This window comes from Marinobacterium aestuariivivens (assembly GCF_042661465.1).
In the GTDB taxonomy this organism is placed as follows: Bacteria; Pseudomonadota; Gammaproteobacteria; order Pseudomonadales; family Balneatricaceae; genus Marinobacterium_A; species Marinobacterium_A aestuariivivens.
Genome location: NZ_JBHSWE010000002.1, coordinates 17113 through 31208, shown reverse-complemented (window position 1 = coordinate 31208; position 14096 = coordinate 17113). Strand labels below are relative to the sequence as shown.

Below are 14096 nucleotides of genomic sequence, written 5' to 3'. Positions count from 1 at the left end.
GAGGATATGGGGGAGCGATGCGCCTCCCCCTCAATCGGGGAAGGCTTCAATCGTAATACCGGCGAAGGTGCCCAGTATCTCGGAGGCTACCCGGTCCGCTCGGGTCTTGCGCCGTGCCGTCGCGTCAAAGGTGCTGATCATCTTCAGCTTCAGATCGGCGTCCTGCAGCACGATGATCGGCATGGGCGCCGTGACCGTTTTCACCGCGCCGCCGAACATGATGTTGGCCGCAGGCTGAACTTTGACGTGTCGGCGCACCCTGAGGCGCGGCTCCGGCGTCGCGGAAACCTTCTGGATCAACTGCTCCAGCGGCAGCTGGTGATCGGGGCCTGAGTGCTCCAGATCTTCGTGGATGCGCTGAAGCAGCTCAGCCTTGTTGGGTTTCACCAATGCATCTTTACGCTGCCACGAGAAGCGTATCGAGGTGACGTTTTCGGTGCCGTAGCAGCGGATCTGCCGGTAGAGGTGTAACGTCATAATGCCGGGACACGCGGCCCTGAGCGCTTCGAACCGTTCGTTCCGGGTGTGGTAGGTGGTCGTCACGAAGTCCTCGATGGCAGCCTTTGCGCCGTTGATACGCTCGACCAGCTCCTCGATCTCGCGTTTCGCCCCGGTCTGGGTAGGGGAGAGCCAGAGCACCCCGACCGTTCGCCTGGCGGTCTTCTGGGAGTAGCGTGGATTGTTGTGCAGGTCCTGGTAGCAGGCCGCCGCGAGCTCGATGGCCTCGGTGCCGCTGTGTTCGGTCACGACAATCCGCTGAACCGGTTCGTGCTCCATGCCGCGAGGTGTATTGGGTAGCGGCGCCACCAGAGCCGCCCGGTGGGAGAGGCGTCGGAGGAGGGCGGTCAGTGATGTGAGGTCTCGGTCTATGGCCGAGTATTGTTCCGCAATGAAATCCGTCATGTTGGCGCGATCCTGTGCTGATGTGCTGTTGATAGACAGCACGTATTATAGGTACATTTTAGACCATCATGCAGAGTGGAGTAGGGCGGTGTTCTGTACCCCCCTGTTGGGCCTCCCCCTGGGCGACCCGCGTGAAATTAGATTGAGAAAGAGAGAAAAAGAGAGAGAAAGAAGAGGGTCGGGCTACTAGGTTGTGTGGGAAGTGAGCAGAGCTCGGGTGGCTTGTATACATTACCTTGCATGATGGTCTAATATGTCGCATCAGAGCATCATCCGGTGGTTGGTTATTCTGGCTTGCGGTGTTGCCGGTGTTGGTATGGCAGGGCCTGGCTTTATGCCAGGCCAATGGATGGGAGAGGCTTCACACAGGTCAGTAACTGAAGCCCATACTGCTCGGCCAAGTCGTCTGCTCTCATGTTAAGCAAATTCGCTACATCATAGATGCTGTACCCCAGCTCCATCAACATGATGTGTATGAACGTCGCTCTGGCGATCTCGAAGTTCAGTATCTTCTTGATCCCGGCGTGGGACGCCCATTCGCCGAGTTCAGGGTTTTTCCAATCTTGATGTTCCAGTCCCTCGAACACTCTATCAGGATCAGTCTTACGCTCCCCTATGCTCTCAACCGCTGGAACGCTCAGGTAATGCTTTGTTGAACCGTCTCGCCTCTTGTAGCCAAGCTCAATGTATGGGCATTTTTCGTCCTCTATCCGAACCTGGCTCCAGGTAAGTGTCACAATATCCAGCCACTCCACTCCCGAGCAGCACGCAAAAATAAATGCCCGAGAAAGCGAATTTGTTTGACCGTTCAAGGTGCTGCGAAGCCCCTGCAATTCTGCTAGGTTGAGGGCTGAATCTAGGCTCATTTTCATTGGGTTTGTCCTCGTTACCGTAATGAAGGCTACAACCTAACACTCTCTGAGAGAGTCAGGATATAGTTGCAAAACAAAAGCAGATAAAAGCAGCCTTATAGAACTGCAAGGGCGTTCCGTACCATCCAGTGTGCTTCCCGAAGCCGACCGCTCGCATCGGAAAGCCTCACCCTCCATGGGCCGTTAGTTCAGCTAGGTGAATAGCTCAGGTCCTGACATCTACCGTTCGGTTTGAGAACGATCAAATCTACGGCAATAACCGCCGTGTTTTGTGTTATCGGTAAACCATGTGCCAGTGGGGCATCACCGTCCAAGAGGCGCTAGGTGAACAACCGACATCCTGACATCAGCCGTTCTGTATACTTTGTAATCACTGCGATATAATGAAATCACATCAAGGCGAACGTGTCAGAAGTGTAGTGCCATGTCCATCTCAGCCAACGTCCTACAGCGCATACAGCGGATGAAGCGAGGGGTTCCCTTCTCGATCAGCCGGTTCTATGAGCTGGGCAGCGAAGCCGCCGTGCAAAAGGCCATGAGCAGACTGGCCGAAGACGGGATCATTGAGCGCGTGGCCAAGGGGATGTACGTGCGCCCGAAACCCCTACCCAGTATTCCTTCCATCAAGGTCAAAACCAGTGCCGTGACCGTCGCCCGCGTGTGGGCCAAGGAGCATCGCTACACTCTGGTGCCCCAGGGGTTGGAAGCGGCCTATCGCCTCGGCTTGCAGACTCAGGCGCCGATGAAGACGATCTTCTGGAGCGATGGCCCAAGTCGCACTTTTTCCGTGGGAAACGAGGTTGTTGAAGTGCGGCACATCGCCAAGCAGAAGCTGCGCTGGAGTGGCAGACCTGAGGGTGAACTGCTTCGCGGACTGAGTGTAACCCCTCCCACGGCGGTTGGATTGCCAGCGCTACGAAAAGCGTTCAGGCGTTTGGGCCTGACACGCTCAGAAAGCCATGCCGTTGTGGAACGGCTCAAGTCTTCGTCCTTGCCGAAAGCCTGGCAGGAGAAGCTCGCTGAACTGGAAACAAGGATGCCCGCCTGAATGGATGTATTCGAACTGTATGCAGATGCCAGCAAGCATGGTGAATTGAAGGCTCTAATCGAGCTCGGGGCACAAGAGCACCCCACCGGCCTCGCCCAGAGCTTTCTTGAGAAAGACATCTGGGTCACGGAGATCCTAAGACTGCTCTACGATGAGAAGCTGCTGGGTGAATGGGACATTGCCTTCAAAGGCGGTACCGCCCTGAGCAAGTGCTGGGGCGCCATCGAACGCTTTTCTGAAGACATCGATCTATCGATCCATTGGGCCGACCTGGCACTGGCAGATGACGAAGACGCCACCTGGCATAAGACAACAGAAAAACGAGCCCAACGCGACCGGTTCCGCAAAGCCCAGGACAAATTGCTCACCGCGTGGACCACAGAGTTAGTCGAACGACTGAATACCCGCTTGGCTGTGTATCGCATCGAGGGCCTCAGGGCTGAACTGGAAGCGGACTCTGGCGGTGAAAAGGTTGATATTCATTTCCCCCGCGTAACCGCTAATGACAATGCCTACCAGCTCGATCATGTGCTGCTGGAGTTTGGTGGTCGTAATCGGGGGCGTCCTACATCTCCACACACCATTCAGACCTACCTGTCTGAAGTACCCCAGATTGCTGAAGCACTTGCACTTCCAATCGGGACAGTAGTCGCGTATGACGCCGGTTACATCTTGTGGGAAAAGCTCACAGCCCTGCACCAGTTTTCGACGCAAGAGAAGACTCCGAATTTCAATCGTCTGGCACGTCACTGGTACGACGTGAACTGCCTGCTTCAGCAGGAGGGATTTGCCAAGCCTCTCGACGAAGAACAGGCCATGAAAGACGTGGTAGAGATGAAACGCCTGCGCTACTCGCAGAGAGGAGTCGATTACGAAGCCGTCCTTAGGGGCGGGCTCCAGCTAATACCGGACGATGCCCGATTGGCAACAATTAGGGAGGATCACCAGGCCGCTGTTGAGGGGGGCATGTTCTTCGCCGAACCTGATCCGTTCGAAACCATTATCGAGCGCCTGCGAACGTCACAGGACACCATCAACGAGGCGCTATTCGACACCGACGAGAGTTGATCTCAGCCCCCGGACAGGTCTCGGAGACGCTATTTGGGGCCTGCATCCACAAGAGTTCAGAGGCGCAGCAAGAGGATAGAGAGTTGAGGAAAGGAATGCTCGCCCGATGGGGGCGGATTATGGGTACAGGGATGATCTTTGCAGTGCTGGGAGTGCCAGGTAATGCTGCGGCCTTTGAGCTTGGTGTATGGGAATGCAGTTACTCAGATGGTATCGGGGCGACGATTGTTATCGCTTCTGACCACTACATCACAACGACCTACCGACGAAGTGACGAGAAAATCTTGTCCACCAAAAAAACAAAGTGGCTCACCGAGTCCTATGATGGGCCCAGTCTCCAGCTTCGTAGCTATGAAAAAATTGGGGATACCGATGTGATGAAGTATGAGCAACTGCTCATCATGAAGGACCAGAAGGCGTTTGGCTACCAACTGGCAACCATTGCGCAGCCCTCTTGGGCCGAACCATCAGAGTATGAGCTGATACGGTCAGCTTACAACCTTTATACGGACTGTACCAAACAGTGAACCAACTTCCGGCTCTCCCTCCCGCATGTCGGTAATAAAACAAATCATCATCACCCCTTATGATCCACCCCAAGCTTTCCGCCTTTTCTGACGCCTGCAGTACGGCTTCTATGACTTCAGCCTGACAGTCCGCGCCCTTGGCGGGTGACTATGGGAGGCGGCTTGGGAGATGTGAGAGGGGCCGGTGGGGTTCCCTGTTCTATCTGTACACAAAGCTGAGGCCGACGCCTACCAAGGTACCCAAGGAGAACCACCAGACGGTCCCAAGCCGGATGTTGAGTGATTGGAGTATTTCTGAAAGCCTCGACTCCAGCGAGTCGATGTCAGCCTTGGTCACTGGCTCGCCGGTCGGCGAGAACGTCGTAACCTCTTTGCCCCCAGCCCACTCCTCAGTCGGCGCCAGCTGCTCGATATCAGCTTCTGTTAGAGGTCCACCGGGCGGTGAGGAGCTTTTATCGTCTTCGTCCTTAAACCAGTCAGGGTGTTTCTTGGCGAAGTCCTCACGGACGCCGTTAAAGAGATTTGCCGCCATCAGATCCGCGTGCTTGTCGTTTTTGACGACCGCCCACGCAACATCGTGCAGTGCCTGCCTTGTGTCCGCCCGCTGCCACATGAAGTGGTTATGGAGCATCTGTTGGAGGGCGAGCTCGCCGTTCTCCTCGTAGGCCATCTGGATCTGGTCGGGGGACAGGTCGGTGAAAGCGTAGACGGCGGCCTGGAACGCCACATCCTCGCTCTCCAATAGCGTTGACTCCAAGTAAGTAAGGGTCTTTCGAGAGGGCGAGCTTCGCCAGCCCCTTGCGGACACCCTGGTAGTCCGACAGGTAGCCCCTCTCGTTATGCTCACTCTCGCGCTTTGAGGACTCCTCGTCCTGGGGGAACCAGCGGGCAGCGAGCTCAAGCGGTTTATCGATGGAGTGAGCTTCGGGAAACACTTGGTAGTAAAGCTTGCTCAGGACAGAAGCCCATTGGCGCGAGACGGGTGCGGTCGCTGCCAGCTTCCATGCCGCGCCGAAGACTTTCTCGTAGCTATTATATTCGGCGAAGCCATCCATATAGCTATCGTCGTAGGGGGTCTTCATCCGGTCGTTCGTGCTTAGCGCGACGAGGGCAATTAGCCGCTGTCTCTCGGAAATGGCCTGCCAGTATGCGCCACCTTCGAGAAAGCCCTGCAGGAAGTCGTCCTCAAGCTTCGGGTTCTCAAACAGGGCGAGTAGCTCCTGATCACTTGCTGTGCCGAGATACGACGCTAGCTGCCCGTCATGGTCAAACAGGATTCTGGGGAACATCCCCAAATCATCTCTGCCGATCACGCGATTGGACAGCACCGATAGACGTAGAGCCATTTCGGTCGGCTCTTTGAAGAACAGGGTTTTAGCGGTATCTGAATGCCGGCAGTGTCTGGCAAGTGCCAGTTCGATCAGCGTATTCTCTCGATCCAGCAGGGACTTCTCAAACTCCTCGTCGCCTTCTTCTGCTAGCTCATCAGCGGAGAGCCGAGAACCACGCTCCTTCAAATATGCAGCGACAGCCTCGGGGCTGCTTGCTATCAGCTCCGCTTCCTTGATCGTATCTTCAACTCTTCTCACGCCCGTTCCCTATGGTTTTGATTACGAAAAATTAGCCTTCCCGTCATCAAGGAGATGGCATTGGCACGCTCCATGAGGGGTCAGCCTGACGTGCAGCACTCCTCTTTACCATGCGTTCTGATGTTACAGATTTCGGTCCATCCAGGCAGCTTGCCGGAGCAGAGCGATCGCATCGGAAGGCGTCACCTTCCAAGCTTCTGAGAGGCGCCTGACAGCGAAAACGGCCAGCTCTAGTCGGTTATCTGGTGTCAGGAAATGCTGCAACTGGTGGCCGCGCTCCGCCATCACAATCGCGGCGCCGTCTTGGCCGTTGTTGTAGACGGCGATGCTCTTATTCCGAGCGTCGCCGTGGTACGCGCCGTTCATCTGCTTTCGCAGGCCAAACAGCACGCCACAGAAGGCGACCAGCTCGCCCCGTGTAAGCTGGACAATGGTTTTCTCAGCCCAGTTCGGTGCAGCACCAGGTTGATGGATGGGGGCAATTTCCACGCTCAGGGTCGGATATTGCCCCCGCGTGAACGTGTACTGAATGTTTATGGCCGTTCGCTTTCCTGGATCAGGGTGGCGGTCAGAATAGAACTTGAGGCTCTCTCCAAAGCTGTCAGGGCTCATGTCAGGCATCATTGCGGTGTCATCCTATGTCCAGGCGCTTGCTCGCGGCACGGAGCCGCTCGTTGCCTCGGTGATCGTATTTCTGCGTCGTGGTCAGACTGGCATGCCCCATGGCGTCTTTCACCGTGATCAGGTCTTCACCGTTTTCCAGCATCGAGGACGCAAAGGTACGCCGGAAGTCGTGCGGAGCGCATTTCTCAATCCCGGCCTCGACACGTCTCGTCTCCAAGATGTGGTAGATCGCCTGACTGCTCAGACGGGTGTAGGTGAGATCGTCAAAGCGGCGGATCCGGATGAAAAGTGGCCCAGGAATGTCCCCTCTAACGTCCTCCACCCACAGCTCCAGGCGCCGATAGGCCCCATCCGGCAGATACGCAATCCGCTCCTTATTCCCTTTCCCGATCACTTTTAGTGACCGTTCCCTGGGGTCGTAGCTGCTGTAGTCCAAATCAACCACTTCAGTTCGGCGCAGGCCACAACCCAGTAGAATCCCGAAGATGGCTGCATCTCGGACACCAATAGCCGACGAATCGCTTTCACATGTGAAAAATAACTGACGGATCTCTTCCGGTGCCAAGGCCCTACCTTTTGAGAGCCGGGAGCCACGGACATTCTTGATCTGGCGGATGTGCTGGTAGGCGTCGGTATCGATCTGTTTCAGCGTCCACGCCTCCAGCGCGACCCCTTTGAGCGCGGACAAGTAGGTGTTGATCGTCGCTGGTGCTCTATCCGCGTCCTGGAGCATCTGCCGCACGGCCTGGACATGGTGACGCCGAAGCATCCCCAGGGGCACGTCTCAAGGTTCTCGAAGCCCATCATGCGGGCGGTGTTGTTGAGGAACGATTTCATCGTGCGCCGACTTTGCCGAGACCCCAGGCTGATCAGGTAGGCAAGGGCGGGATTTTTCTCAACGCTCGCCAGCTCAGTCGCTTCAACGGGGTAAGCAGCCCAGCAGATTGTTCCGCTGGGACAAATTCAGGCGCTGGATCAGAGGGAGTAGGTTTCTTCCCGGCATCGACCGACCCCGAGGCGGGGACTTGGCCCAGCAACCCACTGGCATCATCGTCCAGGGCAAGCTCTCTCTCTAATTTGTCATGTTGCGCCATAGTTCCCTCTTGATCCCTGTCGATACCCGTTCAACTACCATATCTTGTGCAGCGGTGGGCGCTACGGCTCTACATGTTGCGCGTCCTAACTCTGTTCCATTGCATCGTAGTTAGCAGGCGGCACTTCGTACCGTCGCAAATCCGTGTTTGTTCTGACGCAGCAAAGCAGCGGCGTCGCGCCTTAACCCCCGAGGTGGTGGCGGACGCGTAGACCTCAGTAGTCGCTCCCTGCATAGATCCAGACGCCGGTTAGTCCACCGTCCTCGCTCGTCCAGTAGCGCCCGTAGAGCGCTATGACGGCTGAGGCGAGCAGCGAGACAGCCGCCACCAGGCGAAGCGGAAACGCCGCCTCAATCATGAACAGCTCACCGCCGAGCTGTCCGGTAAAAAGCATTTGTGCCGGTGCGACAAATAGAAGCAGTGCGGCCACTGTGAAGATCACCCTGATCATGAACCCTCCTGAGGCACGAGACGGCCTGGACGTTGGACTACCTCAACTCGTGCGCTGAAGTGGCAGTTCGTTGGCTCTCACCAGCCAAACCTTATTTCAGAAGCTCTACTTTATCAAATCACCATTTTAATAAGTAGGAATTATAGCAGTAATTACAGTATTTATGGTAATTACCAACATGTAATCGTGTGACGCCACTTGCCTGATCAAACGCTGTGACGACTCTCCCCGGATTTCAGGCAGCCGCCTTGGCGAACGCAGGTGCCCTGACACATCCTGAGACTAGCCAGGGGCCTGCGGGTATGATCGTAGGTTTGAAATGATGTGGGAGGTGCGCAGGGTACCGAGCGCCTTGCTCCCATCATGAGCCAATAGACTTTTCTTTCACATGTGAAAGAAATTCGGGCGAGCCCGGTGGAGCCCACCCAGCTTCGAACGGGCGCTCGTTCTAGATCAAGGGCAAGTACCTGTATGCCTGAACATACTGCTTTTTTATACAGATAAAGTAAGGTAGTATATTTTTTAAGCATCCAGATATGTGGTCGGATTTCGTCGAGACTCAACGCAGGAGTGTGCTCGCCCTATGATCTCAGATGGACCTAACGCTGCAGAAATCAAGACAATCACCCAACTCCAGGAGCTTTTCGACATAGATCCAGAAGGGGCTTTATCGAAAGCTAACTTCAGCCACCCGCTAAAGTCCTACCGCCTGATCAAGGCCGATGCGAAATGCCAATATGTGCGCGATGCCAAGGTTTGCGGGCAATATCACCAACACGGCTACATCGTTCAAACGAAGAACGGGATCAAGCTTTTAATCGGCCATTGCTGCGCTGAGAAGCACTTCGGAATTAACGATGATGAAGTGAAGAGCGCCTTTAGCCACCTACGGAAAACCGAATACCTCCAACGTCGTCAAGACAAAGCTCGGCAATTCCTATCGAATAGAGAGAGACTTATAGCCCAGATCGATGAGCTGCTCCAAGCAATCGATAACCTCTACAACGAAGCCGCAAGAATATTGGAGTTACTCCCCCAAAAAACGGTTAATTCGCTTATAGACCGGCTAAAAAGAAACGATGTCAGAATCACCTGGGAATACTCTATCGTTCAGAAAGAGAAGAATGAGATCGGTCGTACTGAGCCCGTAACGAGCTGGTATCCAGTGGACTTTGGCTTACTCAGAGGGTTGGGGAACTGGCTGCGGCCTCGTAGCTCTTCTCTTCTCTCTGACGTTAACGCGATTCGTAACCAGCTGGATACGCTTCCGAAGGTAGCACACCTGACTGACAGTGAATTAAAAGCTGCTGAGGCGGTCATCAAGCAGTTAGAACGGCTCAAAAGCATTAAAATAGAAGTAGCGAAGCAACGTAGTTTGATCAGAGAGTTTTGCGCAAAGGACAACTTATGGCTGCTCATTCTGCTGACTTCCAACCATGTTCTTCGTGCCGAAACTGCAAGCGCTATACATGCGATATTGGGCGAGCCACTAGAGTCAACAGCAGCTCGAATAGTAACTGATTTTGACAAGTCGCTGCGTGAAAAATATCGGGCGTCCGGCCTAAGAATTGCCAGCTAGCCCGCACCGACGCAACGTGAAGGGAGGTAAGCGGCTTCCTCGCCATCATGAGCAAAGAGGCTTTTTCTTTCACATGTGAAAGAAATTAGTGTGCATCAGGGTACGCACCTGTTCTCGGGGTGAAAGTAGAATTTGGGAAATGGAAATCGGATCGGATAGATCACAGTTACATCAATCCAAGGAATCCACCAGCGCCCGTTCTGCGCACCACATTTGCTTACCGGCAGACTTGCCTTGAGTGCGTTCTACCACCCAGCCATCACCGTCGCGCTCGATCAGGCGTACCCGATTGCCACTCTTCGTGAAAATCTTGATGTCACCTGCTTTCATGATTCCTTTCCGCTCTGTTGGACATCAGGCGTCAATACGACCATCAACATCCCTGACAGCATGCCGTACTTGCTCTCTGCTATTAACCTGGCTGACAAATAGGTTCCCGACCTCTTTGTCAGTCACGCCACAAAAGCGGGCGCAGGTGCGCGGACAGGCTGGCTTTAGTAGCGTTCGCATTGGCCGCAGGCCGATGATGAAGCATCCCTGCTTCATGTATTAACCCGCCGGGTTAATAACAGAAACACCGTCGCGTTCATCCAGATAACCCGACACAATCAAGAACGTCGCCCCTGCAGAGAAAAGCCCAAAGACCATCCGACTCAATCGATGCGCTATCTCAGCGTCCACTCCAATTGAACCCAGAGCAACAGCAATCGTGTCATTACCATACCCTGCAAGGCCAAGCCCGATGAATATGGCAATTCCCTGCAGAGCAGCACCGAAAATTATTTTTCGCGAGGTAACCATTTGACATCCCCCTTTCCCTTGAATTGGCATTCGGCTTTTTCAGAGCAGTAGGCTCTTCAATATCTCGTTTGCCCGCTTTGTCGTAACAATAGTTACAGGCGGCTTTCCTCGCTCTCGATTGCTCTCATCATGCGGCAACTGAATTTTCTTCAGCAGTCCTGGACATCGAGAGACCATCCGATTTACCACCATACGCTCTGTCCCTATAGATTCTTCGATCTCTGCAAACCTACGAGGGTGGCGGACATAGACCAGCAGTCGCAGAGCGGCGATACTGGAGATCCCTTCATCGAAGAGTTCGGCCAAGATAGGGTCTACATGCTCTAGCTTACTTGCCATAACCCAGCCCCTTTCCGTCATCTGGTGCAGCGTACTGTAATAAATAGTCGTTGGACTTCGGCATACCGACTTCACCGTCCTTGTTTACCTGGGCAAAGAATTCAAGAGCCATCAATCTATCCTTTACGGTTCGCTTCGCTCAAACACAGTCACCAAGACACGATCACCATTGTCTTCACGGAGAACCTGATACACGAATACAGATGTTGGGTGTCCCCAGAATTCTACGTTGTCAGAGCGGCCATATTTTCGCGCTTTGTGACGAAGAACTTTTTCGTCAACCTTCATCATCCGAAGCTCGGGATGCATCAGGCGGCCAACGAGAGAGGCCCATGGCTTTTTAGGAGAGCCTGAAGTGATCCGGGCCTGGTACTGCTCAACAGCATGCTGCGTGACAAGGACCCGGCCCATGGCGGGCGTCTCAATGGCGTCGTAGGTATTGGCGTAGACCTCACGCTCACCACCCAGCAGTTCCGGCTCGACCTCATCCGGCTTCGCCATGAATTCGTAGTCCTGCGAAACCTCAATGGTCACGCCCTTCATACGATTGCTCAGGAAGGCCGCAAACTTAGTAGCGTATGCCTTGTTTGATTTGCCCAGAGCCAGTTTGCGGATCGCCCCCTTCGAGACAACTAGCTTGTACCCGGCGCCAGCACCAGGCTCCCGGTCGAAAACCTTCCTATCGAACAACAAGTGCTGGAGAGCAACGAGCTCAGCTATGAGTGCGGAATCTGCATGTGCGAAGTCCAGGGTGACATCAAGGATACCTCGCTTCTTTGTACCAGCCCGCCAAAATACACGAGCCTCGGTATCGCTCTTTTTCTCAGAAATAGTAGTCAAAGTCATCATTGCTCATGTCTCCCGTGTTTTGTGAGAAGCAAATCGGGGTTACCCGTCTGCTTCTCATTGATCTCGATTCCAGACTATCACATTTCTCGAAAATGCAACCCTAGGCTATGGCTGATCTAACAGAGGTGCTGGTACGTCGAGAGGTGCAAATTGTTCAATCTCTTCCTTGCTTAGAAGTTCAGAACGTACAATTCGAATATCTTTATCTGACCTAAAAGCAAAAGTCACTTGAGTGCCTCTAAAGGTCTCAGCGTAAACTGAAACCTGTTCGCTAACCTCAATGTTTCTGTTGCCAGACTTGTTCAAATGGTATTCCTGAACCCTTCCATCTGGAAAAAATAGAGTTACATGACAAACCTTGTCTACTGAGCTCCTGATGAGCATCCAGATTCGTCCATGATTGCCCTGATCAATTAAAAAGCTTTCACCAGGGCGCCGGCTCAAGCGAAGCCGCCAGTTGTTATCATTTTGTGACATTATCAATCTCACTTACATACCATTATCCAAATCGTCACGCTGGAATTTGGCTTCGAACTTCTCTCTTGCGATTCTCCTTTCTTTGATCTCCTCAGCCTCGACATACGCACGCGCTTCCTCTTCAGGAACATTTGCCAAGACTACTCTGTCACCTTTCCATACGCTATAAGTCGGTGTTCCTTGATCACACCCTTCGTCCTTCTTTACAACAAGAGAAGAGCTCAGCATATATATCCCCCAATTAGTATCAACGGCTTTGTTTTAAACCGACATTAAAAACATGAAACAATTACACCATGAAAATTATTCACGCACAATACCAATTATCTTTTCAGGATATAACTCTTATCGCGGAGCCGCTTCAATAATACGAGGCACTCCTTCACAGACCACACCATAAACACCAGCATTCACCAAGCACCCTTGAACATAGAACCCCTGCTCAATTGTGATACGCGGAGCGTGCAAATCATCACCGGCCTGGTAGGAATGCAACTTAAGCAAAACGGGGCGCCCCTTGCGTTCTGCATGGAAGGCTCTCGCTGCATCAAGTTCGATGAAGCCCCGCCAACGCACAAACCTCAGTTCGCCGTTCCGGAGCTTCACTCCTACCGTTTCACTTGTTGGACTGTTATCGAGACGTACCTTGCGGTAGTTCCGTTGGAGGTAACAGACTGCCACTGTTCTAACTCCCCTTCCGCTGTGACCAACATAGGTCAACCGTGGTTGCTGCCGCTTGTGAAAACGGAATAAATTATCGAGTTCGACTAGCAGATTCAAATCTCCAACCTACTGCGAAATTGTTGACTTCTAGTGACTCTGGCAACGTGATATCCATCCTGTTCACTATATTGAAGTACCAAAGCTGAAATCGATGGAGCACAGTATGATTTTAGAGACTATTAAAAACTCAAAAATGGAGATTGCTCCGCCGTTATTTCAAGAGTTTTCCTCTGAACACGGAGGAGAAGCGGTTTATTTTATCGATGATCAAGCTGTCGAACGATCCTACCGGCATGGATTGACTATTTATGTTAACGTTAGAGCGGAGTATTGGAGAAACTACATTCAATTTGGTGTAGAGTCTTGGGAAGAGGCAATTGTTATGAAGTTTCTACATGAAGCAGGTCATATATATTGTGGACACTCTGGTACTCTTGACGAAAAAGGAGACGGTACCTCCCTATCGAGAGGCGCTTCTAAAGAATATCAAGATAAATGTGAAAGGGAAGCGTGGCAGGCAGCAATAGCTTGGAAACAGAGCAGATCTTTTGAAGATCTCGTTTGCGCTTTTAAAGATTGGGTTTCTACGCATCACTATAAAAATAGGACGTGGTAGTAGCTCGGACCGTATGAGGCTCAAATAAAAAGGGAGACGAAAACCGCCTCCCTTTTATTTTCACTTCTTTGTATCAATCAACTAGCAGTCAGGAGTGATGAGAGATCCGATATAGCCCTACTCCCAAAATGATGAAAGTAAGTAAAAGTGCTCCGGTGCCTATCATCTGGACGCTATTCATTTTTCGTCCCCTCCGTCGATGTCCTTTGATACTAAGAATGCTACCACAACAGACGCCATTGCGAAAATAGCGGCGAAGATCGCCTGTATCGCGCCTTGGATCTGTATCTCGTGGCAGACTTCATCTGAGAAGCCGCAAGGGCCGTAGAGGTCCTTGATAGCCCCGATTACCAGGTCAGGGATTAGCCCAACCAGGAGGGCGAGCAACACCAACTCGGTGATCACCCGCTTAAAGGTTTTTTTCCATATAGCCTCCTAACAGCTATCAGGAGGCAAACCATCCCCAATGGGGTGGTTTGCCCCATGGGGTTGGTTAATGTTTGCAATCAGCCAGAGGAGGTTAAAGGCCCACTAAC

The 14096-nt window shown here is 53.0% G+C and carries 18 protein-coding genes; 5 read left to right on the top strand and 13 right to left on the bottom strand.

Going from position 1 to position 14096, the window contains the following annotated elements:
- Positions 1-30 precede the first annotated feature (30 nt).
- On the bottom strand, positions 31-903 hold the full coding sequence (locus tag ACFQDL_RS30990) for a DNA replication terminus site-binding protein (protein WP_379913606.1): 873 nt from the start codon (positions 901-903) through the stop codon (positions 31-33).
- 332 nt (positions 904-1235) lie between these two features.
- Positions 1236-1775 carry a site-specific integrase gene (locus ACFQDL_RS30985; protein WP_379913604.1) on the bottom strand — a complete coding sequence of 180 codons (540 nt, stop codon included), beginning with the start codon at positions 1773-1775 and terminating at the stop codon, positions 1236-1238.
- Positions 1776-2199: 424 nt separating this feature from the next.
- Between ACFQDL_RS30985 and ACFQDL_RS30980 the strand changes: the two genes are divergently transcribed.
- From ACFQDL_RS30980 to ACFQDL_RS30970, 3 genes are all read left to right on the top strand, one after another.
- Positions 2200-2823, top strand: coding sequence for a DUF6088 family protein (locus ACFQDL_RS30980; RefSeq protein ID WP_379913603.1), 624 nt, complete (start codon positions 2200-2202; stop codon positions 2821-2823).
- Positions 2824-3891 (top strand): nucleotidyl transferase AbiEii/AbiGii toxin family protein, encoded by a 1068-nt coding sequence (locus ACFQDL_RS30975; protein WP_379913601.1) that lies wholly within the window; start codon positions 2824-2826, stop codon positions 3889-3891.
- Positions 3892-3986: 95 nt separating this feature from the next.
- Positions 3987-4418 carry a hypothetical protein gene (locus ACFQDL_RS30970; protein ID WP_379913599.1) on the top strand — a complete coding sequence of 144 codons (432 nt, stop codon included), beginning with the start codon at positions 3987-3989 and terminating at the stop codon, positions 4416-4418.
- 199 nt (positions 4419-4617) lie between these two features.
- Here ACFQDL_RS30970 and ACFQDL_RS30965 read toward each other — a convergent pair whose 3' ends face one another.
- From ACFQDL_RS30965 to ACFQDL_RS30945, 5 genes are all read right to left on the bottom strand, one after another.
- Positions 4618-5088 carry a hypothetical protein gene (locus ACFQDL_RS30965; RefSeq protein ID WP_379913597.1) on the bottom strand — a complete coding sequence of 157 codons (471 nt, stop codon included), beginning with the start codon at positions 5086-5088 and terminating at the stop codon, positions 4618-4620.
- Positions 5039-6007, bottom strand: a complete 969-nt coding sequence (locus ACFQDL_RS30960) for a hypothetical protein (protein ID WP_379913596.1) — start codon at positions 6005-6007, stop codon at positions 5039-5041. The genes ACFQDL_RS30965 and ACFQDL_RS30960 overlap by 50 nt, the downstream gene beginning before the upstream one ends.
- 123 nt (positions 6008-6130) lie before the next feature.
- Positions 6131-6631, bottom strand: coding sequence for a hypothetical protein (locus tag ACFQDL_RS30955; protein ID WP_379913594.1), 501 nt, complete (start codon positions 6629-6631; stop codon positions 6131-6133).
- A 7-nt stretch (positions 6632-6638) separates the two neighbouring features.
- Positions 6639-7364 carry a tyrosine-type recombinase/integrase gene (locus tag ACFQDL_RS30950; RefSeq protein ID WP_379913592.1) on the bottom strand — a complete coding sequence of 242 codons (726 nt, stop codon included), beginning with the start codon at positions 7362-7364 and terminating at the stop codon, positions 6639-6641.
- A 575-nt stretch (positions 7365-7939) separates the two neighbouring features.
- Positions 7940-8176, bottom strand: coding sequence for a hypothetical protein (locus ACFQDL_RS30945; protein WP_379913590.1), 237 nt, complete (start codon positions 8174-8176; stop codon positions 7940-7942).
- A 583-nt stretch (positions 8177-8759) separates the two neighbouring features.
- On the opposite strand from ACFQDL_RS30945, the gene ACFQDL_RS30940 reads away from it, so the two are divergent.
- The gene (locus ACFQDL_RS30940; protein WP_379913588.1) at positions 8760-9755 is read left to right on the top strand and encodes a hypothetical protein; all 996 of its coding nucleotides are present in this window, start codon (positions 8760-8762) and stop codon (positions 9753-9755) included.
- A gap of 171 nt (positions 9756-9926) precedes the next feature.
- Here the strand turns inward: ACFQDL_RS30940 and ACFQDL_RS30935 are convergent, their stop codons facing one another.
- The 5 genes from ACFQDL_RS30935 to ACFQDL_RS30915 all read right to left on the bottom strand — a co-directional run bounded on the left by ACFQDL_RS30935 (position 9927) and on the right by ACFQDL_RS30915 (position 12449).
- Positions 9927-10085, bottom strand: a complete 159-nt coding sequence (locus ACFQDL_RS30935) for a hypothetical protein (RefSeq protein ID WP_379913587.1) — start codon at positions 10083-10085, stop codon at positions 9927-9929.
- Positions 10086-10304: 219 nt separating this feature from the next.
- Positions 10305-10556: a hypothetical protein gene (locus ACFQDL_RS30930; protein ID WP_379913585.1), complete on the bottom strand. Its 252-nt coding sequence runs from the start codon at positions 10554-10556 to the stop codon at positions 10305-10307.
- Positions 10557-10884: 328 nt separating this feature from the next.
- Positions 10885-11007 carry a hypothetical protein gene (locus ACFQDL_RS30925; protein WP_379913583.1) on the bottom strand — a complete coding sequence of 41 codons (123 nt, stop codon included), beginning with the start codon at positions 11005-11007 and terminating at the stop codon, positions 10885-10887.
- An 11-nt stretch (positions 11008-11018) separates the two neighbouring features.
- Complete coding sequence (locus ACFQDL_RS30920) at positions 11019-11744, bottom strand: hypothetical protein (RefSeq protein WP_379913581.1); 726 nt, start codon at positions 11742-11744, stop codon at positions 11019-11021.
- Positions 11745-12233: 489 nt separating this feature from the next.
- The gene (locus tag ACFQDL_RS30915) at positions 12234-12449 is read right to left on the bottom strand and encodes a hypothetical protein (RefSeq protein WP_379913579.1); all 216 of its coding nucleotides are present in this window, start codon (positions 12447-12449) and stop codon (positions 12234-12236) included.
- Between the two features lie 658 nt (positions 12450-13107).
- Here ACFQDL_RS30915 and ACFQDL_RS30910 point away from each other — a divergent pair.
- Positions 13108-13560: a hypothetical protein gene (locus tag ACFQDL_RS30910; RefSeq protein ID WP_379913578.1), complete on the top strand. Its 453-nt coding sequence runs from the start codon at positions 13108-13110 to the stop codon at positions 13558-13560.
- A 177-nt stretch (positions 13561-13737) separates the two neighbouring features.
- On the opposite strand, the gene ACFQDL_RS30905 is transcribed toward ACFQDL_RS30910, so the two are convergent.
- Positions 13738-13965 carry a hypothetical protein gene (locus ACFQDL_RS30905; protein WP_379913576.1) on the bottom strand — a complete coding sequence of 76 codons (228 nt, stop codon included), beginning with the start codon at positions 13963-13965 and terminating at the stop codon, positions 13738-13740.
- Positions 13966-14096: the final 131 nt, after the last annotated feature.